This is a genomic window from Vibrio chagasii (assembly GCF_002954585.1).
Classification (GTDB): domain Bacteria; phylum Pseudomonadota; class Gammaproteobacteria; order Enterobacterales; family Vibrionaceae; genus Vibrio; species Vibrio chagasii_A.
The window spans coordinates 261,201-286,878 of sequence record NZ_MSCI01000002.1 but is presented as its reverse complement, the minus strand read 5'-3'; the positions used below and the strand labels follow the sequence as shown (position 1 = coordinate 286,878).

Sequence of the window (25,678 nt, the reverse complement as noted above, 5' to 3'; positions counted from 1 at the left end):
TGATCATCCTCTCAGACCAGCTAGGGATCGTCGCCTTGGTGAGCCATTACCTCACCAACTAGCTAATCCCACCTAGGCATATCTTGACGCGAGAGGCCCGAAGGTCCCCCTCTTTGGCCCGTAGGCATTATGCGGTATTAGCCATCGTTTCCAATGGTTATCCCCCACATCAAGGCAATTTCCTAGGCATTACTCACCCGTCCGCCGCTCGACGCCGTTATCGTTCCCCGAAGGTTCAGATAACTCGTTTCCGCTCGACTTGCATGTGTTAGGCCGGCCGCCAGCGTTCAATCTGAGCCATGATCAAACTCTTCAATTTAAGATTTTGTCGACTCAATGAATACTGATTACATTTTCTTCGCTTAATAAAAAGCTAAGTAATGTTGAATTGACTGTGCCGAATCTTACGATTCGAATTGGTCACTCAGTTCATTGAAATCAAGTTGAAACCGAAGTTTCATTTTTGATATTCATCAACGAGTGCCCACACAGATTGATAGGTTTAAATTATTAAAGAGCTTAACTTCTTAATCGCTCCTTTTCGTAAGGAGCCTCTCGAAGTGGACGGCCATTCTAGCGAATTGGGATTCAGTGTCAAACACTTTTTCCTGCTAATTTTTTCAAGCATCTTAAATGCTTATTTGCCGCTTCGCTGCTCGGTTCAAACCACTTGGTTATCCCTGACAACGGACGCGCATTATAGAGAGAATAATCTTGTGCACAAGGCTTAAAACGAAAAAAAGCCGCCACTGGCGACTGTTCGAATAGTATTTATACAAAGCGTTCGAAATAGGTACGATTTAGCCTAAATTTAGCGAATCGTACCTATTGTTTATGCCTCAATTACTGGTGAGCAATAATTCTGTCGTTATTAACCAATAGCTGCACTTTTTTATCCGGGTTAACCTTACCTGCCAATATCGCTTTCGCCAGCGGGTTCTCAACACTCTGTTGAATCGCTCGTTTTAATGGTCTTGCACCATAAACTGGGTCAAAGCCAACCTGAGCAATTAGGTCAAGCGCCTTCTCGGATACTTCTAACTCATAGCCATTGTCTTCCATTCGCTTACTTAAATGTTGAAGCTGAATAGAAGCAATCGACTTAATGTGTTCTTGTCCCAATGGATGGAACACCACACTTTCATCAACACGGTTCAAAAACTCTGGTCGGAAATGTTTACCTACCACTTCCATCACTTCATTTTTGATGCCTTGGTAATCAAGCGTATTGAAGTTTTCTTGGATTCTCGCAGAACCCAAGTTCGATGTCATGATCACTACCGTATTTCTGAAGTCGACCGTACGACCTTGTCCGTCGGTAAGACGCCCGTCATCAAGAACCTGAAGTAAAATATTGAAAACATCTGGGTGCGCTTTCTCAATTTCATCCAACAAGATTACTGAATATGGCTTACGACGAACTGCTTCAGTTAAGTAGCCACCTTCCTCATAACCAACATAACCCGGTGGCGCGCCGACTAAACGAGCAACAGAGTGCTTCTCCATAAATTCAGACATGTCGATACGTACCATTGCATCGTCACTATCAAACATGAAGTTAGCGAGCGTTTTACAAAGCTCCGTTTTACCTACCCCGGTTGGGCCAAGGAATAGGAACGAACCAATTGGCTTATTCGGATCCGATAAACCAGCACGGCTACGACGAATCGCATTCGAAACCACTTCTACCGCTTCGCCTTGCCCAATAACTCGCTTATGCAGAACCCCTTCCATCTTTAGAAGCTTCTCTTTTTCTGCTTCTAACATCTTGGAAACCGGAATCCCCGTTTGCTTTGATAAAACATCTGCAATTTCTGCATCAGTCACCTTATTGCGTAATAATGTCATCTCCTGCATTTCAGCTTGAGTAGCAAGGTCTAGTTGCTTCTCCAACTCTGGGATACGACCATATTGCAGTTCAGACATTCGATTTAGATCACCAGCACGTCTTGCAAAATCCATATCCATACGAGCTTGTTCTAGCTCTGATTTGATATGTTGCGTGCCAGACAATGCTGCTTTCTCAGCGTTCCACACTTCTTCAAGTTCAGCAAAATCACGTTCTTTATCTGAAAGCTCCGCTTGTAATGTGCGAAGACGCTTTTCACTGGCTTCATCGTTTTCATTAGTCAGCGCTTGTTGCTCGATCTTAAGCTGAATGATCTTACGCTCGAGTTTATCCAGAGATTCAGGTTTTGAATCGATCTGCATACGGATACTCGATGCGGCTTCATCGATCAGATCAATTGCTTTATCTGGCAGTTGACGATCAGAAACATATCGATGAGATAGTGTTGCCGCTGCGACAATGGCAGGGTCGGTAATTTCTACATGATGGTGAAGCTCATAACGCTCTTTCAAGCCACGAAGAATCGCCACCGTGTCTTCAACCGTTGGTTCATCGACCAGCACTTTTTGGAAACGGCGCTCTAACGCTGGGTCTTTCTCTATATGTTGACGGTATTCATCAAGAGTCGTCGCGCCAACGCAGTGAAGTTCACCACGAGCCAATGCTGGTTTCAGCATATTACCCGCATCCATAGAACCTTCACCTTTACCAGCGCCGACCATGGTATGAATTTCATCGATGAAGAGAATGATATTGCCCTCTTCTTTAGACAATTCATTGAGAACTGACTTCAAACGCTCTTCAAACTCACCACGGTATTTGGCACCAGCCACCAAAGCGCCCATGTCTAATGAAAGTACGCGTCGACCTCTTAAGCCTTCTGGCACTTCATTATTAATAATGCGCTGAGCCAAACCTTCAACGATAGCTGTCTTACCTACACCTGGTTCACCGATAATGACAGGGTTGTTCTTAGTACGGCGCTGAAGAACTTGGATGGTACGACGAATTTCGTCATCTCGACCGATAACAGGATCGAGCTTGCCTTGCTCCGCTCTTTCAGTCAGATCGATGGTGAACTTCTCTAACGCTTGGCGTCGGTCTTCGGCATTTGGGTCATCAACTTTTTGACCGCCACGAACCTGCTCGATAGCTTGAGATAATTTTTGCTCAGTAAGACCTAGCTCTTTAAGTAAGTTACCTAAAGGACCTTTATCTTCAATGGCGGCAAGTAGGAAGACTTCCGAAGAAATGTATGTATCTTGGCGCTTTTGTGCGACCTTGTCACATAGATTGAATAGAGTACCCATTGCATTCGAAAGCTGAACATCACCACCGATACCACTTACTTTCGGTACACGGTCTAATATTTCGCTTAGTTTTGAACGCAACTGAACCACATCAATATTCAACATGGTAAGCAATGGACGGATCGCACTACCATCTTGATTTAATAGCGACACCAATAGGTGTACAGGCTCTATATATTGGTGATCACGACCTAATGCGAGCGACTGAGCATCAGATATCGCAATTTGAAATTTACTAGTGAATCGATCGAGACGCATGCCAACCTTCCTACTCTTAGATATGTTTATCTTATGGCTAGAAGATGGATACGGTAACGCGGATTTTCAAGGGATAGGAATGAAGAATAGAGTTTATATAGAAATATAATTGCGCTGGATAAAAGCGGACACTTACTAAACGTTACTCTAGCCAAATAAAGGTAGCCTGACGGCCAGTAACGCCATCTCGACGATAAGAATAGAAAGCATCAGAATCGGCAAAAGTACAAAGGTTCGAATCCGTCACTTGCGAAACACCCACTTTAGTCAGTCGTTGTGTAGCAAGCTGAGACATGTTCGCTAACCATTTGCCCGGTTCAATTTTCGCTTTGAATGCAAGTTTGGCTTGAGGGTCAAAACTAACGAAAGCTTCTAACACATCATCACCAACCTCAAAGGCTTGTTTGCCAATCGCTGGGCCTAGCCAAGCAATGATCTGGTTGTCAGAGCTGAGATTAGAAAACTTTGCGACTGCATTTTCAAGAATACCACCAGCAAGACCACGCCATCCGGCATGAACCGCAGCAACTCGAGTGCCTTTAGTATCAGTAAGAATCACTGGTAAACAATCCGCCGTCATCGCTGAACACACAACCCCAGTCGCTGTAGTAAACGCACCATCAGCGTCGAGAACATTGGATGTTGGCTCTAAGACCGTAACAACATCAGTAGAATGTGTTTGGTTTAGCCATATCGGTGCTGCGGGCATGTTAGCGTGTTGCGTAAGCCATATTCGGTTACGTTCAACCAGTGAAGCATCATCCCCAACATGCATACCGAGATTTAGCCCTTGATATGCATCAGCAGAAAAACCACCAACACGCGTCGAAGCAAAAGCCTTCACGTTACTTGGTGCGTTCCAGTTAGGGATGATCATCGACATAATTAAATGTCTTCTTCTAGGTTATCGCGAGCATCAACGCGCAGTGCTTCGGCCATCACAACCATGTCATTTGGCACAGGTGCATGGAACTCAACTTCTTCGCCCGTAATTGGGTGAACAAATTTAAGCATAACCGCGTGAAGAGCTTGACGATCAAAAGCACGAATCATCTTCGTTAATTCTTCTGATGCGCCTTTTGGAATACGTGCACGACCGCCGTATGCAATATCACCTAACAGTGGATGCTGAAGGTAAGACATGTGTACACGGATTTGGTGAGTACGACCCGTTTCTAGGCGTAGACGAATACGTGTGTGTTCACGGAAGTGTTCAGCAACGCGGTAGTGAGTTACCGCTGGCTTGCCCGTTTCATTCACAGCCATCAAAGTACGCTTGGTTGCGTGGCGGCTAATGCCTTTTTCTACCATGCCACCAGCGGTCATTTTGCCGATTGCAATCGCTTCGTATTCACGAGTAATACGACGCTTAGCCAATGCACGAACAAGACGAGTCTGAGCTGGTACTGTTTTAGCAACAACCATAAGACCTGTTGTGTCTTTATCGAGACGGTGAACAATACCTGCACGAGGTACTTCAGCGATTTGTGGGTAGTGGTGCAGTAACGCGTTTAGCACGGTTCCATCCGGCGTACCTGCTCCTGGGTGAACAACAAAATCACGTGGTTTGTTGATCACCAGCAGATGTTCATCTTCAAAGACAATGTCTAGAGGAATGTCTTGTGCTTCCCAGCGCTCTTCATCTTCAAGTTCAGCTTGTAAGATGATCTCTTCTCCGCCCATAACCTTAACGCGTGGCTTGGTAATAACTTCGCCATCCACTTGGACTTTGCCGTCAAGAAGCCACTCTTTAATACGAGAGCGAGAAAAATCGGTAAATAGTTCAGCGACAGCTTGGTCTAAACGTTGACCTAACTGGCTGCTTTTTACTGTGTCTGTTAATGTGATCTGCTGAGCCATATCGAACTTTTTTAAAAACCGTGAGACTAATACCCATTAGTATGGATAAAATAGAATAATTGCATCATTGTATCTGTTACTGGTTAGAAAGTAACGGAAGCTTACGAAATATTTAATTCAAGGAATCGACGCCTGACATGAAACACCTTACTTTAGCGGGTCTATTAGCCGTATCACTCTTGGCTGGTTGTTCAAGTACCGAAGAGATAGTGCCAGATGTACCGCCATCGGTTCTCTATTCTGAGGCGCAAGAATCGCTACAAAGTGGTAGCTGGCTTTCTGCCATTGAAAAGCTAGAAGCCCTAGACTCTCGTTACCCTTTCGGCGCCTATTCTGAACAAGTACAGCTAGACCTGATTTACGCTTACTACAAAAATGATGACCTAGCGCTTGGCCTAGCGACCATTTCACGTTTCTTGCGTTTAAACCCAACTCACGAAAAACAAGACTGGGTTCTTTACATGCGCGGCCTAACGCACATGGCACAAGACAGAAACTTTATGCACGATATTTTTAATATCGACCGTAGCGACCGAGATCCTGAACCAGTAAAACTCGCTTTTGCTGATTTCAAACGACTATTAGAGCGCTTCCCTGCAAGCCCTTACGCAGAAGATGCACAAAAACGCATGTTCGCACTTAAAAACCGTTTGGCAGATTACGACCTAGCAACGGCAGATTTCTATCTGCGTCGTGAAGCTTGGATTGCTGCAATCAATAGAACGCAAGAGTTGCAAAAGACTTACCCAGATACCATCGCTGCGCGTAAGTCTCTAAAAATTCAGCTAGAGGCCTACAAACAGCTTGGCCTTGAGGATGCAGTTCAAAGAACAGAAGCCTTGATTGAGCTAAACCCATTACCTTAGCCAACCATTCCTTTTATGACTAAAAAAGCGCGCTAATTTACTAGCGCGCTTTTTTTAAACACATTCCACGAACTTGATGAATCGCACAATACACGGTATCTTCAATAAATAACTTTTAACAAAACATCAACATGGAGTGTGGGTGTGAGTAGGTTGTTATTATTTATTGGGATCGTGCTATTTAGCCAATTTTCCCACGCATTAGAGCTCTCGCCATTAAGCAATAAGCCTTACATGGGGGACCTAGATGTACTCAAAACCAAAGGAACGGTGAGAGTGCTGGTTTCTGCTGACCTCGGCTTTTACTACATAGAAGATGGCAAGCCCAAAGGCATCGTTGCCGAGATGCTTTATCACTTCGAAAAAAGTCTTCGTAAAAAACACCCTTACCTGAACGTTCAAATTATTCCTGTGCAACGAGATGACCTGCTCCCCTCTTTACAGTCAGGCTATGGCGATATTGCTGTTGCAAACCTTACCGTAACCGATAAGCGATTAAAGGTGATCGACTTTTCGGACCCTCTGATTAAAGACGGCAAAGAGCTCATTATCACAGGTAAGAACTTAGAACCGCTCACCGAGATCAAGCAACTCAGCGGTAAGGAAGTATGGATTAGAGCAAGCTCTAGTTACTTCGAAAGCGTGCAAAGGGTCAATAAAGAACTCAACGAACTGGGTTTACCGCCACTGCATGTCCACTTCATCGAAGAGTCCCTGCAAGACTATGAACTGATCGAACTCGTTAACCAAGGCTATATACAAGGTACGATTCTAGACAGCCACAAAGCGAAACTCTGGATCGATGTCATGGAAAACATCCAAGTCCATCACGACTTACCTTTACGCGAAAATGGTCAAATAGCGTGGGCATTAAGAAAAGACAGCCCTCAACTAAAGAAAGAGATAAACAAATACGTTAAGACCGCTCGAACAGGCACCCTGCTTGGGAACGTGATCTATAAGAAATACATCGATAATACTCGTTGGTTAGGCCGCGCGCTCAACCCGAACAAAGTTGACCGTGTTGCTAAACTGGCGGATGTTTTTGAAAAGTATTCGAGTAAGTATGAATTCGATCCTTTGATGATGTCTGCGCAAGGCTTCCAGGAGTCGGGCCTTGATCAAAGCAGAGTCTCCCACCGAGGTGCTATTGGAGTAATGCAGGTTCTCCCTAGTACTGCGAGAGACAAAAACGTCAACATCAAGAATATCCACATCGTCGATAACAACATCCATGCTGGCGTAAAGTACATGCGCTTCATTAAAGATAGATATTTTGATGACCCAGCCATTACTCCAGATAACCAGCTTTACTTTACTCTCGCCTCCTATAATGCAGGCCCCGCTAAGATCAGAAAAATGAGGAACCTTGCGAAGAAGAAAGGCTACAACCCAAACATCTGGTTTAAAAATGTAGAGATCATTACACGTAAATACGTCAGTAAAGAGCCTGTCACCTACGTTGCCAATATCAATCGCTACTTCGTCATATATAAGCAGCTAGAAGCAATCAATGCGATTAGAGAGAACGGCACAGCGAGATTGCTCAAAACGAATGATTAGAGCGACTTTAAACTTGAGTCAGACAAGAAAAGACATTGAGTAAAGACAAAAACACAAAAGCCGCATCAGCAAAGTTATGCGGCTTTTGTTTGTCTAATTCTGAGGAAGCTTACCTAGCGATATGTATCACGTGCTCTGGATCACAAAATGCTTTTGGATAAATATCCATCAAACACTTTCTGTAAGCTGTAAGACGCCCCTAAAAACTGATTTAATTTTTAGCGAAGCCTTGCCTCCAACTTATCGTTTTTCATAAGGATAACAAGCATTTTTCACCAAAAAGATATCAAGACTTGCGTAAGATCACATTTGATTTTAATGCTCATCCCACCCAACCAAAACAGGATCTAGATCACATTATCAATTCCCAAAAGTCGTAATCTGAAGTTAACCCATGAGGGATACAACAGAGGAAAACTTCTATGAAAATGAACATCACTGGTAAAAACATCGACATTACCTCTGCAATCCGTGATCACATAGAAAGCAAATTTAAAAAGCTGGATAAATGGCAAGTAGACATCATTGGTTGCCAAGCGAGCTTTAGTGAAGAGCCAAACAAGAAGAAGAAATTTGAAGCGGTAATCACTGTACCAAAAGGACAACTTGTAGCTTCATCAATCCATGACGACCTCTACGTGGCTATCAACGAAGTAGAACAAAAACTAGAGCGTCAACTCAACAAGCTACGCCATAAACCAGAAGCGCGCCGCGCTGAAAAGCCTGAAATCGAAGAGCTAGAAGCTGAAGTAGAATAAGGAAAGATAACAGATTAAAAAATAGCGCCTCAGGGCGCTATTTTTTTGCTTGACGCTCGTAGCTCGCTTGCTTATTGTGTTTAAACATTCATAAAACAATCACTTTTTATGCAAACTCAATCTTTGTTTATTTTTGACTTCTTTTTTCTTCCGTAAATCGGAGGCTAAGTCGTTTTAGAAAAACAAGTCAAAAACGAACAAGAAGCCTCCCAAACTAGGGAGGCTTTTTTATAAGGACACATTTATGACTGACCGCTCAATTTCACTGGATGATATCCGCCTTCGTCTTAATGATTTAGATGACGAACTACTGAAGCTACTTTCAGAACGTCGCAAGCTAAGTATCGAAGTGGCTAAAAGCAAGGTAGAGACATCAAAGCCAGTTCGTGATGCAGTAAGAGAACAACAACTGCTAGTTAAGCTGATTAACAACGGTAAAGACAAATACGAACTGGACGCTCAGTACATTACTAAGCTGTTTCACACCATCATTGAAGATTCAGTTCTACTGCAACAGTCATACTTACAAAACCTCGCCAATCCACAAAGCCGTAAGCCTTTGGCTCGCGTGGCATTCTTGGGTTCTAAAGGCTCTTACTCGCACCTTGCAAGCCGCGAATACTTCAGCCGCAGGAATATGGAGTTGATTGAGCTAAACTGTAGCCATTTCAAAGAGGTTGCCTCAACAGTAGAGTCTGGACATGCAGATTACGGTGTATTGCCGATTGAGAACACCAGCTCAGGTTCTATTAACGAAGTGTACGACCTGCTTCAACACACGACGCTTTATATCGTAGGTGAGCTATCTCAACCAATTGAGCACTGCCTAGTTGCTAAGAATGATATCCGTTTAGAAGACATCAAAACCCTCTATTCTCACCCACAACCTCATCAACAATGCAGTGAGTTCTTGAGCCGACTTAAAGATGTCACCCTTGAATCTTGTGCCAGCACAGCTGACGCCATGAAAAAGGTGAAAGATCTGGACGGTGATGATGTCGCGGCGATTGGTAACGCATCGAGCGGTAAGCTTTACGGGCTTCAGCCAATCCAAGGTAACATTGCAAATCAGACAGAGAACCACACGCGTTTCATCGTGGTAGCACGCAAGCCAGTTGAAGTATCAACGCAAATTCCAGCGAAGACGACACTAATTATGTCGACTTCACAAGAGGCTGGTTCATTAGTAGAGACACTACTGATTCTGCAACGCTTAGGTATCAACATGACTAAGCTTGAGTCTCGTCCGATTATGGGTAACCCTTGGGAAGAGATGTTCTATGTGGACTTAGAAGCACACCTAGACTCAGATAATATGCAGAAAGCGATCACCGAGTTGACGGCCATTACTCGTCACTTAAAAGTCCTTGGTTGCTACCCAAGTGAAAATATCAAAGCGACTCAGGTTAAGCTGTCGTAGCCGAAAACGAATAACGCTTTCAACCAGAATAAGTATTTGGCCTACAGTAGGCCAAATACTTAAAACTGGTTTATCGTTCTACACTACCTCCCCCTATCAGTAGCCCTACGCTTTTCTAATAGAAAACTCTTTAGTGGCTTTTTTATCAATAAAGACAAAACCTTACCGCCTTCACAGGAAAGCACCGTACAACGTGTAATTGATAGCGAGCTCACCCCAAGTAACATAAACTTACGCGCTCAAATTTATAAACCATGTTGTGAGTAGCCATGAAGCTAAGTACGAAAATATTACTTCTGATTGCACCCGTAATTCTGATAAGTACTGCGGCCTCCAGCTATATCATCTACTCGACTCAAAAAAACAGTTTCATCAAACGCGAAGATAACGCTCTACAATTAAGCATGGAAAAACTGGCCGGTCACTTTCGCCAGTCACGCTCTTTTCTTAATAGCTATTCTTATGCACTCACTAAAAGTGACATGATTAAACGCTTCTTCTTGGCAGAAGAGAACCCTAGCCAAGAACTCGCACTCATCGATGACCTGCACGAAACCGTTAAGTTATTGCAAGATGGCGACGACAGCTTTACCGGACTCGCTCTGCTAGACAGTGATCGCACTGTCAGCTATTACGCCGAAAATAGCCGAGATCCCTTTGCAGAGATGGATCCTAAAGTCTTAGAGTTCGTTGAACATCAATATCAAGAAAAACAAACCACTTCGAGTACTGACTACATCCAAAACTCACAAGGTGAAGGTGTGCTTGTTCACTATGAAGTACTCGATAAAAAGAGCGTTTCCGCTCCGATAAGCGAACAACTCAACGATGTGTTTTTTCTCGTCGTATCTGTTTCTCTCGATAAGTTTAATTCACTACGAAAACAGATAGAGTTTGACTATCAAACCAGCCTTTTCTTTACCAATGAGCCAATATCCCTCGGACATGGCTTAACTCAATCAGTAAAGCTAGGGCCTGAATTTTACGCAACACTCGACCCTGCTCATTTTTTGTTGGACAACAAACTCAAATCCATCTGGAATGAGCTCAGCGTGTCATTTGCTCTTTCTGCTTTTGTCAGCATGGGCTTATTACTCATGCTTTTATCTCGCTGTGTAATCAATCCAATCACAAGTTTGGATAAGCAGCTGCAACAGGTCGAAAAAAAGCAAAGAAAGAACATTGAGCGCTTAGGTACAAATGATGAATTAGGCCGCTTATCACAACGCTTTTACGACATGTATCAAGAGCTCGATAACACCTACCAACAAACCAAAGTGTTGGCAGAAAATGACCAGCTGACCCAGATCCCCAACCGACTTCAATTTCAGTCGTTTGTTCAGCAATCTCTTCCAGAACCCAACTCGAAAACCAATACCTGGGTGCTCTATCTAGACTTAGACAACTTCAAGTTTGTGAACGACAAATACGGACACCAAATTGGGGACTCGATTCTCATCTCCTTTGCTGAGCGCATCACAAAGCTCTGTAGTGAATATCAAAAAAGAGACAACGCTCACTGCATGCCTGCGCGCTTGTCGGGCGATGAGTTTGTTGTCTATATCAATGCCCCAGCGAATGCCGACAATATTGCGCATCAATTCTCTGAAAAGTTACTCGCTCCGCTACAAAAAGGGTTTATCACCGACTCAGGAAGCTTTCCAATTACAGTGAGTATTGGTATCGCGACCTATCCAAATGATGGGTATACCATCGAGAAACTACTCTCAAACGCGGACACCGCCATGTACCAAGCGAAACATGCTGGTAAGAATCAGTTCGCGGATTACTCGTTAGACTTGGATAAAACCATTCAACGTCAAGCCAATATTGAACGAGCTCTGAGAGATCAGAACTTTGATGAAGAGTTTAAACTCGTTTACATGCCATATATGGACGCTGCAGGAAACCACGTGATAGGGGTTGAAGTACTGCTACGCTGGGAGTCAGAACAGCTTGGTACAGTTGCTCCCAATGAGTTTATTCCAATTGCTGAGCAAACAGGCCTGTTCGAACTCGTCGATCGCTGGGTTATCGAGAATGCCTTTGCTTCTTTCCATCAGCTTCAGGCTCAATTTGATCACTCAATTCAGCTGTCTATCAACCTATCTTCTGCCGGGATAGAGACTACGCACCTCGCAGATTTCATTGAACAACATGCCAAGATTAATGGCATTCCACCAAGCTTGATTGATTTTGAAATCACCGAGACCTTCTATTCAAATTCACATGGCTTTCCGCTACTCAACGAACTCGCTCGAATGGGCTACCGATTAGCTATTGATGATTTTGGTTCGGGCTACACATCCATAACTCAATTGGTTGAGTACCCGACGCAAAAAATCAAATTGGATAAAGGTTTCTTGGAAGCCTTGATCGAAACAGACAATCAGAACATAGTTAAGCCTGTGATCGGACTGTGTCATGCGCAAGGCAAAACCGTGACTGCTGAAGGTATCGAAACCAAAGAGATGCACCAATGGTTACAAGACGCGCATTGCGACATGCTGCAAGGTTTCTACTTTGGTAAGCCTATGCCTCTCAATGACCTGAGTGACTGGTATCAAGAACACCAACAGCGATTTAAGCAGCAACAGAACGATTAACACGTACCAACTGAATCAACCGACTATAAGAATCGAACACATGAAATCTGTCATCATCGCCTCGCTAAATCCCGCTAAGATCAATGCTGTCAAAAGTGCTTTTGTCTCTGCGTTTCCCAACACCGAGTTTGAGTTCACGGGTGTAAGTGTGCCAAGTGGTGTTGCCGATCAGCCCATGAGCAATGATGAGACCTATCAAGGTGCAGTGAACCGTGTACACAACGCGACACAACAGCAACCTAATGCGGATTTCTATGTCGGGTTAGAAGCGGGAATCGAAGGCGGTGTCACGTTTGCTTGGATGGTGATTGAATCAAATGGTCAACGTGGAGAATCTCGCTCGGCAAGCCTGATGCTGCCACCAGCCGTTATTGAAAAGCTACAACACGCTAACGAACTTGGTGATGTGATGGATGAAGTGTTTGGTACAGACAATATCAAACAAAAAGGTGGAGCAATTGGTTTACTGACACATAACCAGCTTTCACGTAGCTCGGTCTATCATCAAGCGTTAATCTTAGCGCTGATCCCATTTGTGAATCCTGAACATTTCTCAGCTTAACCAATGAATGCTTCTCAAGCTCTCTAGCAACTCGATTGCAAGCTTGAGAAACTAAAAAACGCTAACCATCAGTTAGCGTTTTTTCAATTCGTACTCTCACTATCCAGTAATAGCTTAAGCCCAGTATTACTTAAGCAGCAGATCGGCAATAACCGCTTTCTCTTGTTCTGATTTTGCCTTGAGCTCATTCGAGCCTCTGGTGATGGTTGCCACGCCGACTCCCAGCATTTGGCTTACTTGTCTTTGAGACATTTCACCTTTCATTAGCTCACAAAAAATATTAATTCGAGCAACCAGAGCATCTCGCTCATCGGGCGTCATCATCATGGTCAACAACAGTTCATGCTGATCTTTCTCAACCGCTGTCTTAACTAAATCCATGAGTTGTTGCCAGTTATCATATTCAGGTTGTGATGCCATATCTCTACACTTACTTTTAAATTCAGACTTTAAAGAGTCGCTTATCGATTGAAAGCGTTTACCACTTTATACCGAAATACTGGATGTGATCCAATGTAAAAAGGCAGTAAGCGGAAATGGTTCGCACTCACTGCCTTCGATTGTCACTCAGTTTCAGGCCTTATCGGCCTCTAGTATTTAGTTTTCACCTCATGGGGAGCCAAAAACTCACCCTGCTCACCTAAGATGTCTCGGTAATAAGTCTCAAACATTAAGATATTCTGAACGTAACCGCGTGTCTCTTTGAATGGAATCATCTCAATAAAAGCGAAGGCATCAAGCTTTTCATCACTGCGAGAACGCCACTGTTTCACACGGCTCGGACCTGCATTGTAGGCTGCAAAAGCGAAGATACGGTTGTTGTCATATTGAGTAAGCAAACCATCTAAGTAGTGGCTACCAATTTCGATATTCTTGCCGACATCGTAAAGGTCATCGCTACCCTTGTACTTAATCTTGTGCTTGTTCGCCGTGTATTGCGCTGTCTTTGGCATAATTTGCATAACACCACGCGCTCCAACAGGAGAACGAGCTTCAGAATCCATCGCACTCTCTTGTCTTGCTAGAGACATCAATGTGATTGGGTCAATATCATGCTTCTCTGCGTAGAAGTTAAACCACCACTTATGAGCGACCGGGAAACGCAACGCAATGTTATCCCACATTTTCGCTGAAATACTGGCAATCACAGTGAAGTGATTCCAACGCTGTGTCGCAGCGTAAGCAGCAAGCATCTCTTTTTGCTCTTTATCTGCGTTGGTAAGTAGCCAGCGCCATTCACTTTTGGCTGCGGCAATTTTATCGCGAGTGATCAGTTCATCGATACGAGTCAGCGAAGTACTAAAAGGCTTCACTGTTTCTGGGTTGTATTTCAACGTAGAGGTTGGATATTGAATCGGTTTACCTAACTGCTTTGCCGCCGCAACACTGTAGAAATTACGCTGACCTAAAATATCAGACAGACGTTGGTTACCCTTTGCGGTATCACCTGTTGCTATTTCAGCCCTGCCTAACCAGTATTGCCAGCGCAATGACGCTTGGTGCTTGTCGTCTAAGCGGGCAATCCACTCTTTCAATCCAGTCCAATCGGCATGCTGAATAGCCAAGCGGGCGCGACGTTCGAGTAAGACTTGTTTCGACGAACTCGCCAATACCTCGTCTCGCCATTCCATCAACTCTTCAGAATCGGTATTAATCAAACGGAAAGTCAGGTAATCCGCGAGCTCTTGAGATTTCTCTTCAGAAAACTTCTGAGCCTTGATGACACCATCGAATACTTCTTGGGCACTGCTAGCCGATTTTCGCGCGAGCTTCTCAAAAGCAAACTCCGTTTGAGCTTGATAAAACTCATTGGCTGGATGCTTCTTCGCGAATGTGAGCACGTTTTCAGGCTTGTTGTACAACGCCTTCATCTGCTTAGCTTGAGCAATTGACTCATTATGATCCAATTGCTTGATCAGATAGGTCATCAGCTTACCGTTACGTCCTTCAAACGCTAACAGCATACGCTCTAAAATCAGTTCATCGGTTCTTAAGCCTGCTTGATCCCAACTCTTAAATAACGGGTCGCAAGCGTCATCAACACCATCACCGCTCAACCAAAGCTGCTTCGCCCCTTTAAAAGCCAATTCTTGATTACCTTGCTCATAGTTCGCTCGGTAATAAATGCATTGGTACTTTTCACCCACCGGCTCTTTGGTCTGAAATTCGAGGATGGTTTGCCACTGTTTTCTAGAAGCCAGCACATCTAGATATGGTGCTCGCATACGATTAGAAAATGGTAGGGCTTTGTTCTCTTCAATAAACGCATCCACTTCCGCCGGAGTGCGATCACCTAAGCCAATAAGGAAAGCTCGATAATCGGTGTAAGGCGTGAGAGGGTATGTTTGAATTTTGCTGCGCAGTGCTGAATAAGCTTTTAGATCACGGTTGTCTAAAACCTCTTGCGCTCTATCATAAACATCACGCTGCATTTCTAACTCTGAGGCATTGCTAGCCATAGCCATTGGAGCCAGTAAAACTGAAGACAAGATTGCCGATGCAGCCACAGCAACCTTCGTATTACCAATTCGGAAAAACATTCGCTCTTTCCTTAGTGCGTGTATGAATACGTGAAATCTATTTACGCCCGACACCACATAAAATGTAAAGGAATTGAGTGTAAATATTATTAATATTTAACACTTCATCTAAGAAGCATATTAAATATAGTTTTAATAACCAATGTGACAATAGTAAGTAAGAATTCGTTCAAGAATGGCTTTTCTTTCCTAGGAGTAACATCTTTAGGGATATTGGTATAAAATAGCTAACAATTTTGAACAATAACTAGGATCGATCGGCAATGGCTGAATACGTATATACCATGTCTCGGGTGAGCAAAACTGTTCCACCTAAGCGTCAAATTCTTAAAGACATTTCTCTTAGCTTTTTTCCTGGCGCTAAAATCGGTGTTTTGGGTCTAAATGGTTCAGGTAAATCTACCCTACTACGTATCATGGCTGGTATTGATACTGATATCGATGGCGAAGCTCGTGCACAACAAGGCCTTAACGTAGGTTACCTACCTCAAGAGCCGGTACTAGACGAATCAAAAACAGTTCGCGAAATCGTAGAAGAAGCGGTTTCTGATGTTGCTGACGCACTTAAACGTATCGACGCAGTTTACGCGGCTTATGCTGAACCAGATGCAGATTTCGATGCGCTAGCAAAAGAGCAAGGCGAACTAGAAGCACTTATCCAAGCAAAAGACGGTCACAACCTAGAAGCAGCTCTAGAGCGCGCGGCTGACGCACTTCGTCTTCCTGAATGGGATGCTAAGGTTGAACACCTTTCTGGTGGTGAGCGTCGTCGTGTTGCTATCTGTCGTCTACTTCTAGAGAAGCCAGACATGCTGCTTCTTGATGAACCAACGAACCACCTGGATGCAGAATCAGTTGCATGGCTTGAGCACTTCCTAGTGGACTACAGCGGTACTGTTGTGGCGATTACCCACGACCGTTACTTCCTAGACAACGCTGCTGGTTGGATTCTAGAACTTGACCGTGGTGAAGGTATCCCATGGCAAGGTAACTACACGTCTTGGCTAGAGCAAAAAGATGAGCGTCTAAAGCAAGAGAAAGCTGGCGAAAGCGCACGTCAAAAGACTATCGAGAAAGAACTTGAGTGGGTTCGTCAAAACCCTAAAGGTCGTCAAGCTAAATCTAAAGCTCGTATGGCTCGTTTTGAAGAACTGACGACTGGCCAATACCAGAAGCGTAACGAAACCAACGAACTATTCATCCCGCCAGGTGAGCGCCTAGGTGACAAAGTTCTTGAAGTTAAGAACCTAACTAAGTCATACGGTGACCGCGTTCTTATCGATGACCTATCGTTCAGCATGCCTAAGGGTGCAATCGTGGGTATCGTAGGTGCCAACGGTGCGGGTAAATCAACACTATTCAAGATGCTAAGCGGCGCAGAACAACCAGACTCAGGTACGGTTGAACTGGGTGAAACAGTTAAGCTTGCTTCTGTTGATCAGTTCCGTGACAGCATGGACGACACTAAGACAGTATTCCAAGAGATCTCTGAAGGCGCTGATATCATCAAGATCAACAACTTCGAAATCCCAGCACGTGCATACTGCTCTCGTTTCAACTTCAAAGGCAACGACCAACAGAAGATCATCGGTGAGCTTTCTGGTGGTGAACGTAACCGTGTTCACTTAGCTAAGCTACTAAAAGCGGGCGGTAACGTACTGCTACTCGATGAGCCTACCAACGACCTAGACGTTGAAACGCTACGTGCTCTTGAAGAAGCACTACTTGAGTTCCCTGGCTGTGCAATGGTTATCTCGCACGACCGTTGGTTCCTAGACCGTATTGCGACCCATATCTTAGACTACCGTGATGAAGGTCAAGTTAACTTCTATGAAGGTAACTATACTGAGTACACAGAGTGGCTGAAGAAGACTCTTGGCGCACAAGCGGCAGAACCACACCGCATCAAGTACAAACGTATTGCTAAGTAAATAAGCTTGTATTTTGAACAAAGGCCGCGATAATAGCGGCCTTTGATATATCTGGCTTACGTATTACGTATCGATATAGAGAGAATACTTATGATTGAAAGACGTCAATTTTCACGAGTTGTTTATCAAGTTCCGAGTGAAATCTCACAAGAACACATAAATGTATCAGGCTCAGTGCAAGACTTGTCTCTCCATGGTTTACTCATTCAATGCGATGAATTACAACGATTCAGCCAAGATACCCCTGTTCACGTTAGCTTTAAGCTGGCCAACAGCGATATCAACATTCAGTTAGAAGCAACGATAGTCTCTACCATCAATACCTCAATGCGTTTACGCATAGAGCATTTAGATATTGATAGTATCAGCCACCTTAAGCGCCTTGTTGAGCTTAACGTTGGTGACGATGAACTGCTTTATAGAGAGATTGAACACCTTACCGACTTAGGCGAGGAATAGTGTCTCCATTACCCTTTTTTCTTTTAGAAGCATTTAGTTAATACAGAACCATGTCTAAAAAAGTATCCATTACTATTCCCTCAAGCCAAGGGGAACAGACGTTTTACTTCGGTCGAAAAGCCGTACTCTTATGCATGACCTCCCTGCTCTCAGTACCAATATTGATTGGTGGTGCGACCTACATGCACTTTGAGAGTAAAAACAAGCTGGCTGCACAAGCCGGTGATGCACAAGAGTTAATTGAAACTCTGATTGTTGAAAAAGAGCAGACCGAGTTTTTATACGCGGAACAGGTTGAAACCAACCATAACCTATCTCAAGCATTAACTGAGAAAGAAGGTACGATTCAGCTACTCGGTAAGCGTGTATTCGATGTGGAATCCGTTCTTGGCCTGGCTGATGAAGAGTTACACACCGATGAGGTTTCATTAGAAGACCGTATTGATGCAGCAGCCGTCGATTCAGCGGTAAGAGCTACCATGTTCCGCTTAATTCCTAATGATAGTCCGATGGCTTATCAACGTATCTCGTCTTCTTACGGTCGCCGTACTAACCCAATTACCGGCAAACGCCACAACCATACTGGTATCGACCTTACTTGTAAGCGCGGCGAAGATATCTTAGCGCCTGCAGATGGTGTGATTGAAACGGTTCGTCCAAGCAAGAAAGGCTTTGGTAACTTTATCACTATGCGCCATTCCTTCGGCTTCATGAGCTCTTACGCGCATCTGCAAAAATTCAAAGTTCGCAGCGGTCAGTTTGTCAGTAAAGGTGATGTGATTGCGAACTGCGGCAACTCAGGTAACTCAACCGGCCCACACCTGCATTATGAAGTACGCTTCCTTGGCCGCTCATTGAACCCTCAATACTTGATGGATTGGACACCAGAGAATTTCAATTACGCGTTTGAGAAAGAGAAAAAGGTGAAATGGGGCCCGCTGGTTCAACTTATAGATAACGTGGTTCGCTTGCAGATCAACCTAACTAACGTGCCTTACATCAGCTCAACGATCGATACGGTATCAAGCGAAGATAACCGAGTATCGAACGAGAATAACAAAGCGCCTATCGCGACGAACTAGGGCTTGTCGTTTGGCCCATGATGATCCAAAAGCATTTTATCTACCATAGGCCAAATGCATTGCGAGCATTCAACACAAACAAAAAGAGCGACCAAATGGTCGCTCTTTTTTATATCTTTAAACCGCGATTAGCCACGATGAATCGAGTCATGTGCTTGTTTTAAAAGACTTTGACTCTCTTGCAAGAATTGCTGTGAGTAGTCACCAAACCAGTCACTCACCTGATTAAAACTCTCAACAAACTTGGCTTTATCTTTTCCGTCTAAGATCTCGAGTGCTTCACCAAAACAACGGTGGAAGCGTCGAATCATCTCAATGTTCTCATCTGAAGAGAGGATGATATCACCGTACAAGTTCGGGTCTTGAGCAAACAGACGGCCAACCATCGCAATTTCTAGACGATAGATTGGAGAGCTAAGCTTCAAAAGCTGATCGATGTTCGGATTCTCTTTGCTTAGGTGTAGGCCGTAAGCAAAAGAGGTAAAGTGGCGAAGTGCTTGAATCAGAGTCATGCCGTGGTCGTGCTCAGCAGCATCCATCTGGCATAGGCTTGCGCCCCAGATACTAAATTGTTCCAGTAGCCATTGGTAGCTTTCAGAACCACGCCCATCACTGTAAACAATTACCTGTTTCGCTAAGCTTGGTACATCTGGGCCAAACATAGGGTGTAGACCGACAACAGGACCTTGGTGCATGTTCATCATTGCTTGCAGCGGCTTTGATTTAATCGATGTTAAATCACAAAGGATACAATCGCTTGGCAGGTTACCAAGTTTCGCAATCACACCTTCCGTTAAGTGAATTGGAACGGTAACAACCACGAGACCTGCGTTATCTAGGATTTCATCGGCTCTATCCCAATCTTGGCTACCAAGAACTTTAACTTCATAGCCAGAAAGCTTAAACATGCGGCCAAATAAGCCGCCAAGCTGACCATTACCACCAACGATAACCACTGAACGCAATTGTGGGTTGAGACACTTAAAACCAGAGTCTTTTTCGCTGGCATAAGATTCACGCATAGTTCGACGCAAAATATCTTCGATGAGCTGTGGTGGAACCCCTATTTTTTCTGCTTCTTGACGACGAGACGCCAACATTGCCGCTTCACGCTCCGGCACATAAATAGGTAATCCATGTTCACTTTTCACCTCACCAACTTTCTCAACGAGAGCAAGTCGCTGAGCCAGTAAATCCAGCATTTGTTTATCGACAGCATCAATTTGGTCGCGTAATTCGTTCAGTTCAACGGCCATTTTATTCCTTACTAATCTATAAGCCCGTACCAACGCCGATTTCGTTAGCAACAGATCTTAAAATGCCCCATTAGATGAGGCACTTAACTTTTAAACTCTGACTAACCTTTCAAACGGTTCTCTAAGAACGGGACTAGTTCCGTATGTGCATGTTTCAATAGTGCCTCAGTTGTGTCCCAATTGATACACGCGTCGGTAATTGAAACGCCGTATTTCATCTCATTGAGAGGTATATCAGAAGATTGGTTTCCTTCGTTGATATGGCTTTCAATCATAAGGCCGATGATCGACTTGTTACCTTCACGGATTTGGTGAATCACATCTTCAGCAACCAGAGGCTGGCGACGGAAATCTTTGCGAGAGTTAGCATGACTACAGTCAACCATCAGTGCCGCTTCTAAACCTGACTTACCTAGCTCTTGCTCACATTCGTGTACGGATACTGAATCGTAGTTCGTTTGCTTACCGCCACGTAAAATAACATGACCGTTTGGGTTACCTTGAGTAGTTAATAGTGCAACTTGACCTTCACGGCTGATACCCATGAAACGGTGGCTAGAAGAAGCCGCCTGCATCGCATTGATTGCTGTGCCTAAGTTGCCATCGGTACCATTCTTAAAGCCGATTGGCATTGAAAGACCACTGGCCATTTCACGGTGAGTTTGTGATTCAGTTGTACGTGCGCCGATCGCCGCCCAGCTGAATGTATCTGCTAGGTATTGTGGGCTGATTGGGTCTAGTGCTTCTGTTGCCAGTGGAATTTCCATCTCAGCAAGTTCAACCAGTAGCTCACGACCTACATGCAAACCATGCTCAATGTCGAAAGTACCATCTAGATGAGGGTCGTTGATTAAACCTTTCCAGCCCACCGTAGTACGAGGCTTTTCAAAGTAAACACGCATAACAATATACAGTTGATCGCTAAGTTGCTCAGATAAAGCTTTTAGGCGTTTCGCGTACTCTTTTGCCGCTTCAACATCATGGATAGAACACGGGCCACATACAACCAGCATGCGGTGATCTTTCTTATGGATGATGTTTGCGATAGTTTGACGAGACTCTTGAATGAAACGACGAGCATTATCACTCAAAGGCAGTTTTGCTTTTAACTCCTCAGGAGTAATCAGTACCTGTTCGTCGATAATATTGACATTGCTTAATTCACTTTTCTGCATAACTCAACCTGTATATTTATTTTTACACCCACATTTCCATTTGGGTTAACAATCTTTAAAAACACAATAACAGCTACAAAAACGATTGCAAGCGTAAACAATAAAAAACATTTAGTGTAAATTTAATTTTACACGTGGGTTTTGAGTCGTTTTGATTAGATTAATGACTTAAACCACAGTCAATACAAACAAAAAAGGCGATATTTCTCATATCGCCTTCTTTAAACTTGTAGAGTGTTTATTTATCACTCATCGCTTAGCATTCGCTTAATCTGCTCTGAAGCCTCTTTCCATCGGGCATCAGAGTGAAGAGTCGACAAATCAAAGCTGTATTTTTTAAGCAATGAGTTGGCTAAAGGCACCTCTTGAATCGCTAAGTGATCAAGAGCCTCAATTTGTGCATCTCGTTTATTACACATCAACACCATGTCACAGCCCGCATTCAAAGCTGCTTTTGCTCTGTCAGCCGGCCCGCCCATGATCGCAGCGCCTTCCATCGTTAAATCATCAGAGAAGATCAGACCTTTAAAGCCCAGTTTTTGTCTCAATACTTTCTGTAACCAATATTGAGAGCCACTTGCTGGTTGGTCATCATAATGAGAGAAAACCACGTGTGCAGGCATCATCGCATCTAATATTCCCGCTTCAATTTGCGCCTTAAAGATCGCCATGTCGGTGTCAAAGATATCGTCTCGAGGGTCGTAAGGGGTTTCAAGGTGCGAATCGGCTACCACACCACCATGACCAGGGAAGTGCTTTCCAGTTGTCGCCATACCAACCGACTTCATGCCTTTGATGAATGCACTACTGTGACGAACGATGGTATCAATATCTTCACCAAATGCTCGGTTACCAATCGCCTTACATTGATGACCTTTATCTAATACTGGAGCAAAACTTAGATCGATATCGTGAGCAATCAGCTCCGCCGCCATCAACCACCCTGCTTGTTCTGCTAATTGTTCACCATTGTTGTGAGTCGCGAACTCTTGAGCGGCTGGGATAATAGAAAAACCATCACGGAAACGCTGTACTCGTCCACCTTCTTGGTCAACACCAATTAAAATAGGACGCTTAGCCGCTTTGCGAATCTCTTTATTTAATGCCGATAGCTGCTTGCTATCGTGGTAGTTTCTAGCAAATAAAATGAGACCACCAACGGTTGGGTGCTCTAAAATTTCTTTGTCTTCCGCAGTCAGTTCGTAGCCTGCAACGTCAACCCACAACGGTCCCATATTTATCCCTTATTTAACCTAATTTCATAAACTTCCCGAGATTATTCTCTTTAAATTTGCTTTACAATGTTTTTAAACCAATCTGTGGAAGACTTTAGAAATGCAGTGCAATTGCGTAGAGTTAAAACATAAAGAACTGTATATCGGCGTGATGTCAGGCACGAGCATGGACGGCGTTGATACGGCACTGGTGTCGATAGAAGACAACCGGATCACACTGCTTGCTCATGATGAGTTTCCAATGCCAAAGGAACTCAAAACACGCTTGCTGGATGTATGTATTGGTCAGCAAACTGACTTGATTGCCATTGGTGAGCTCGACCACCAGCTTGGCCACCTATTTGCTGATGCCGTTCTACAGCTTCTCGACAAGTCAGAGACTCCTGCATCGGCTGTCACTGCAATTGGCAATCATGGTCAAACGGTATTCCACCAACCAACGGGCGACTCTCCCTTTACCATGCAGTTAGGCGATGCCAACGTTATTGCCGCTAAAACCGAGATCCAAACCGTCGCTGATTTCAGACGTAAAGACATGGCGCTTGGCGGACAAGGTGCACCACTGGTCCCCGCTTTTCATCATACTATTTTTCAGCCGCAAGAAAGCTCAGTTGTGGTTTTGAACATTGGTGGCATATCGAATATTTCAGTACTGCGCCCGAATCAACCAACACTTGGTTATGATACAGGCCCTGGCAATATGTTGATGGATGCTTGGGTAGATAAGCATACGGGTGAAAAATTTGACCGCGACGCTCAGTTCGCACTTCAAGGTCAGGTCAATCAAGCCTTATTAAAACAACTATTGGAAGAACCTTACTTATCTCTAACACCACCGAAAAGTACCGGTAGAGAGCTTTTCAACCTGCCTTGGTTAGAGCAACAATTAACAGAATTTAATGACATCTCAGCACAAGATGTCCAGCGCACGCTTTGCGAATACACGGCTTTGACGATAGCCAATGAAGTCGAGGCTTACCGCTTAGGCAACGCACCAGCATTGTATGTATGTGGTGGTGGGGTTAGAAACCCACTGTTGATGAAGAGGCTGTCTGAGCTTTTACCAAGCTGGGAGGTTGCCTCAACCACTAGCAAAGGTGTAGACGCTGACTATATGGAAGCCATGGCTTTTGCTTGGCTTGCTCAGCGTCATGTTCATCAACTACCGAGTAATTTACCAGAAGTGACTGGTGCAAGCAGAGCTGCCTCTCTAGGCGTTCTATACAGTGCTAACTAAACCATTTTAGAATCATCATTTAAGGATCATTATGAGTAACGACGCTCTCATATCAGCGCTCTCGCACCTCGTTTCGGAGGGGAGAAACCCTGACACTATGGATATTGATCTACTCACTTCTCTTGAAGTGGTCGAAAAGATTAACCAACAAGACAAACAAGTCCCACTAGCGATCGAAGCTGAACTGCCACAAATTGCTAAAGCCGTTGATAAAATCGCTCACGCCTTTCAAAACGGTGGGCGACTGATTTACATGGGTGCTGGCACCAGTGGTCGATTGGGCGTATTGGATGCCTCAGAGTGCCCGCCTACATTTGGTGTTTCTGACAAAATGGTAATCGGCCTTATCGCCGGCGGACCAGAAGCCATTTTAAAAGCAAAAGAAGGGGCTGAAGATTCACTGACGTTAGGTATCGATGACCTGAAAGCGATTCAATTTTCAGAAAAGGATGTTGTGGTTGGCATTGCGGCAAGCGGGCGTACACCTTACGTGATTGGCGCACTAAACTATGCCAATCAAATCGGTGCGGTGACGGTTGCTCTGTCTTGTAATCCAGATTCGCCAATTGCTGATATTGCTCAGATCGCGATAAGCCCGGTGGTTGGCCCAGAAGCCCTAACAGGGTCAACAAGGCTGAAATCCGGTACAGCGCAAAAGCTGGTGCTTAATATGCTAACCACAGCGAGCATGATTCGTATTGGTAAGAGCTACCAGAACCTGATGGTCGACGTAAAAGCAACTAACGAAAAGCTGGTTGCCCGCGCTGCTCGTATCGTTATTCAAGCAACAGAATGTGATAAAGCGTTGGCAGTGTCGACACTTAAAACTACCGATTATGACGTAAAACTAGCGATCTTGATGATTCTGACCGGGCTTGATTTGCAAGCGGCTAAGGCTCAACTGGACCAGCAGAACGGCTTTTTAAGAAAAGCGGTCGAGAATAATCAGTAAATGTCGGATTAATCTTCAATACTGATGAAAGCGTGATACAAAAACCAGTACGCATAAGGTACTGGTTTTTTTTCGATTTAAGCTTGATGATTCCGCTTCCGAGATGTGACTAATCACGAGCGAAGTTAGTGGTCGTTGGAGAACTCATCCCAGCCACGTTGCCACTCCATTCGGAAACGCTGGGCATCTTCGGTACCAGAACAAACACCTTCATACACCTGACCTGATAAGCCAATCTGATAAGCGTGGTTCGGGTTACAATATTCAGTCACACCGATTTGGTAACCTTCGTTGTAGCTTGCTTGGTCAACGGCACCCAGTTCTGCCATCTCTGAATAAGAGCGTTGAGTGTTGCCTTTGATACCATCACGGTAGCCAATCTCTTGCCAGTTACCTTCTGCCGCTAAGTCTTGAACATTGGCGCTGCATCCTGCAAAGCTAAATGCTACGGCGAATAGTGCTATTATCTTTTTCATTTCAATCCTTTATATTTCCCTAGCCACTTCTAAATGAAGCTTTGCCTCTGGTAGTAATTCTCCGCTGAACGGGGGCTAATGTCCACTCATCTCTGTTATCTACCGTTGATCTTTATTACGCGCCGTTTAATGCCCACCATCGACCACTTAACAGAAGCACGATACTTCTCAACACTTCTACCCCACCACTCAACAAAGGTCACAAACCACTAAACCGGTTATAACACCACTTAATTAGCTATTCGACCACTCACTCCAGTAGCGGAAGTTTCTTTCCATACAC

19 protein-coding genes, 1 rRNA gene, 1 pseudogene and 1 other annotated feature (1 of these 22 running past the window's edge) are annotated in these 25,678 nt (G+C 44.3%); of the genes and pseudogenes, 11 read left to right on the top strand and 10 right to left on the bottom strand.

From position 1 onward, the window contains the following. From BTO10_RS23950 to rluD, 4 genes are all read right to left on the bottom strand, one after another. A 16S ribosomal RNA gene (locus BTO10_RS23950) occupies positions 1-319 on the bottom strand (it extends 1,243 nt beyond the left edge of the window). Positions 320-843: 524 nt separating this feature from the next. Next, a complete protein-coding gene (clpB, locus tag BTO10_RS09375; RefSeq protein ID WP_105024377.1) occupies positions 844-3,417 on the bottom strand; it encodes an ATP-dependent chaperone ClpB in 2,574 nt (857 codons plus the stop codon). Positions 3,418-3,559: 142 nt separating this feature from the next. Next, positions 3,560-4,300, bottom strand: coding sequence for a peptidoglycan editing factor PgeF (gene pgeF / locus BTO10_RS09370; protein ID WP_105024376.1), 741 nt, complete (start codon positions 4,298-4,300; stop codon positions 3,560-3,562). Positions 4,301-4,302: 2 nt separating this feature from the next. Continuing rightward, entirely contained in the window at positions 4,303-5,277 is a 975-nt protein-coding gene (gene rluD, locus BTO10_RS09365) for a 23S rRNA pseudouridine(1911/1915/1917) synthase RluD (protein ID WP_004739484.1), read from the bottom strand. A 137-nt stretch (positions 5,278-5,414) separates the two neighbouring features. On the opposite strand from rluD, the gene BTO10_RS09360 reads away from it, so the two are divergent. The 6 genes and pseudogenes from BTO10_RS09360 (at position 5,415) to yjjX (ending at position 13,052) form a co-directional block, all read left to right on the top strand. Beyond that, positions 5,415-6,143 (top strand): outer membrane protein assembly factor BamD, encoded by a 729-nt coding sequence (locus BTO10_RS09360; protein WP_004739486.1) that lies wholly within the window; start codon positions 5,415-5,417, stop codon positions 6,141-6,143. Positions 6,144-6,281: 138 nt separating this feature from the next. Further along, on the top strand, positions 6,282-7,706 hold the full coding sequence (locus tag BTO10_RS09355) for an MltF family protein (protein ID WP_374955526.1): 1,425 nt from the start codon (positions 6,282-6,284) through the stop codon (positions 7,704-7,706). Positions 7,707-8,128: 422 nt separating this feature from the next. After that, the gene (hpf, locus tag BTO10_RS09350; protein WP_004739490.1) at positions 8,129-8,464 is read left to right on the top strand and encodes a ribosome hibernation-promoting factor, HPF/YfiA family; all 336 of its coding nucleotides are present in this window, start codon (positions 8,129-8,131) and stop codon (positions 8,462-8,464) included. 110 nt (positions 8,465-8,574) lie between these two features. Then, positions 8,575-8,696 (top strand) — a sequence feature (Phe leader region). 12 nt (positions 8,697-8,708) lie between these two features. Next, positions 8,709-9,884, top strand: a complete 1,176-nt coding sequence (gene pheA / locus BTO10_RS09345; protein ID WP_105024375.1) for a prephenate dehydratase — start codon at positions 8,709-8,711, stop codon at positions 9,882-9,884. A 269-nt stretch (positions 9,885-10,153) separates the two neighbouring features. Further along, a pseudogene (locus BTO10_RS09340) lies at positions 10,154-12,568 on the top strand (putative bifunctional diguanylate cyclase/phosphodiesterase). Next, complete coding sequence (gene yjjX, locus BTO10_RS09335) at positions 12,531-13,052, top strand: inosine/xanthosine triphosphatase (protein ID WP_105024373.1); 522 nt, start codon at positions 12,531-12,533, stop codon at positions 13,050-13,052. The pseudogene BTO10_RS09340 and the gene yjjX overlap by 38 nt, the downstream one beginning before the upstream one ends. Positions 13,053-13,178: 126 nt before the next feature. Here the strand turns inward: yjjX and trpR are convergent, their stop codons facing one another. Together trpR and sltY are read right to left on the bottom strand one after the other, a co-directional pair. Next, on the bottom strand, positions 13,179-13,472 hold the full coding sequence (gene trpR / locus BTO10_RS09330; protein ID WP_004739494.1) for a trp operon repressor: 294 nt from the start codon (positions 13,470-13,472) through the stop codon (positions 13,179-13,181). 170 nt (positions 13,473-13,642) lie between these two features. Then, positions 13,643-15,592: a murein transglycosylase gene (gene sltY, locus BTO10_RS09325; protein ID WP_105024372.1), complete on the bottom strand. Its 1,950-nt coding sequence runs from the start codon at positions 15,590-15,592 to the stop codon at positions 13,643-13,645. 263 nt (positions 15,593-15,855) lie between these two features. On the opposite strand from sltY, the gene ettA reads away from it, so the two are divergent. From ettA to BTO10_RS09310, 3 genes are all read left to right on the top strand, one after another. Continuing rightward, positions 15,856-17,523 (top strand): energy-dependent translational throttle protein EttA, encoded by a 1,668-nt coding sequence (gene ettA, locus BTO10_RS09320; RefSeq protein ID WP_105024371.1) that lies wholly within the window; start codon positions 15,856-15,858, stop codon positions 17,521-17,523. Positions 17,524-17,613: 90 nt separating this feature from the next. Next, positions 17,614-17,982: a PilZ domain-containing protein gene (locus BTO10_RS09315; RefSeq protein ID WP_105024370.1), complete on the top strand. Its 369-nt coding sequence runs from the start codon at positions 17,614-17,616 to the stop codon at positions 17,980-17,982. Positions 17,983-18,032: 50 nt separating this feature from the next. Beyond that, a complete protein-coding gene (locus BTO10_RS09310) occupies positions 18,033-19,064 on the top strand; it encodes a M23 family metallopeptidase (protein WP_105024369.1) in 1,032 nt (343 codons plus the stop codon). A 128-nt stretch (positions 19,065-19,192) separates the two neighbouring features. On the opposite strand, the gene tyrA is transcribed toward BTO10_RS09310, so the two are convergent. The 3 genes from tyrA to nagZ form a co-directional block, all read right to left on the bottom strand. Then, the gene (gene tyrA / locus BTO10_RS09305) at positions 19,193-20,320 is read right to left on the bottom strand and encodes a bifunctional chorismate mutase/prephenate dehydrogenase (RefSeq protein WP_105024368.1); all 1,128 of its coding nucleotides are present in this window, start codon (positions 20,318-20,320) and stop codon (positions 19,193-19,195) included. A gap of 101 nt (positions 20,321-20,421) precedes the next feature. Continuing rightward, positions 20,422-21,495, bottom strand: coding sequence for a 3-deoxy-7-phosphoheptulonate synthase (locus BTO10_RS09300; RefSeq protein ID WP_004739501.1), 1,074 nt, complete (start codon positions 21,493-21,495; stop codon positions 20,422-20,424). A 245-nt stretch (positions 21,496-21,740) separates the two neighbouring features. Next, a complete protein-coding gene (nagZ, locus tag BTO10_RS09295) occupies positions 21,741-22,730 on the bottom strand; it encodes a beta-N-acetylhexosaminidase (RefSeq protein WP_105024367.1) in 990 nt (329 codons plus the stop codon). Positions 22,731-22,830: 100 nt separating this feature from the next. On the opposite strand from nagZ, the gene BTO10_RS09290 reads away from it, so the two are divergent. After that, positions 22,831-23,967 (top strand): anhydro-N-acetylmuramic acid kinase, encoded by a 1,137-nt coding sequence (locus BTO10_RS09290; RefSeq protein WP_105024366.1) that lies wholly within the window; start codon positions 22,831-22,833, stop codon positions 23,965-23,967. A 31-nt stretch (positions 23,968-23,998) separates the two neighbouring features. Beyond that, positions 23,999-24,919: an N-acetylmuramic acid 6-phosphate etherase gene (gene murQ / locus BTO10_RS09285; RefSeq protein WP_004739508.1), complete on the top strand. Its 921-nt coding sequence runs from the start codon at positions 23,999-24,001 to the stop codon at positions 24,917-24,919. A gap of 125 nt (positions 24,920-25,044) precedes the next feature. On the opposite strand, the gene BTO10_RS09280 is transcribed toward murQ, so the two are convergent. Further along, positions 25,045-25,395 (bottom strand): DUF2799 domain-containing protein, encoded by a 351-nt coding sequence (locus BTO10_RS09280; RefSeq protein WP_105024365.1) that lies wholly within the window; start codon positions 25,393-25,395, stop codon positions 25,045-25,047. Between the last annotated feature and the right edge of the window lie 283 nt (positions 25,396-25,678).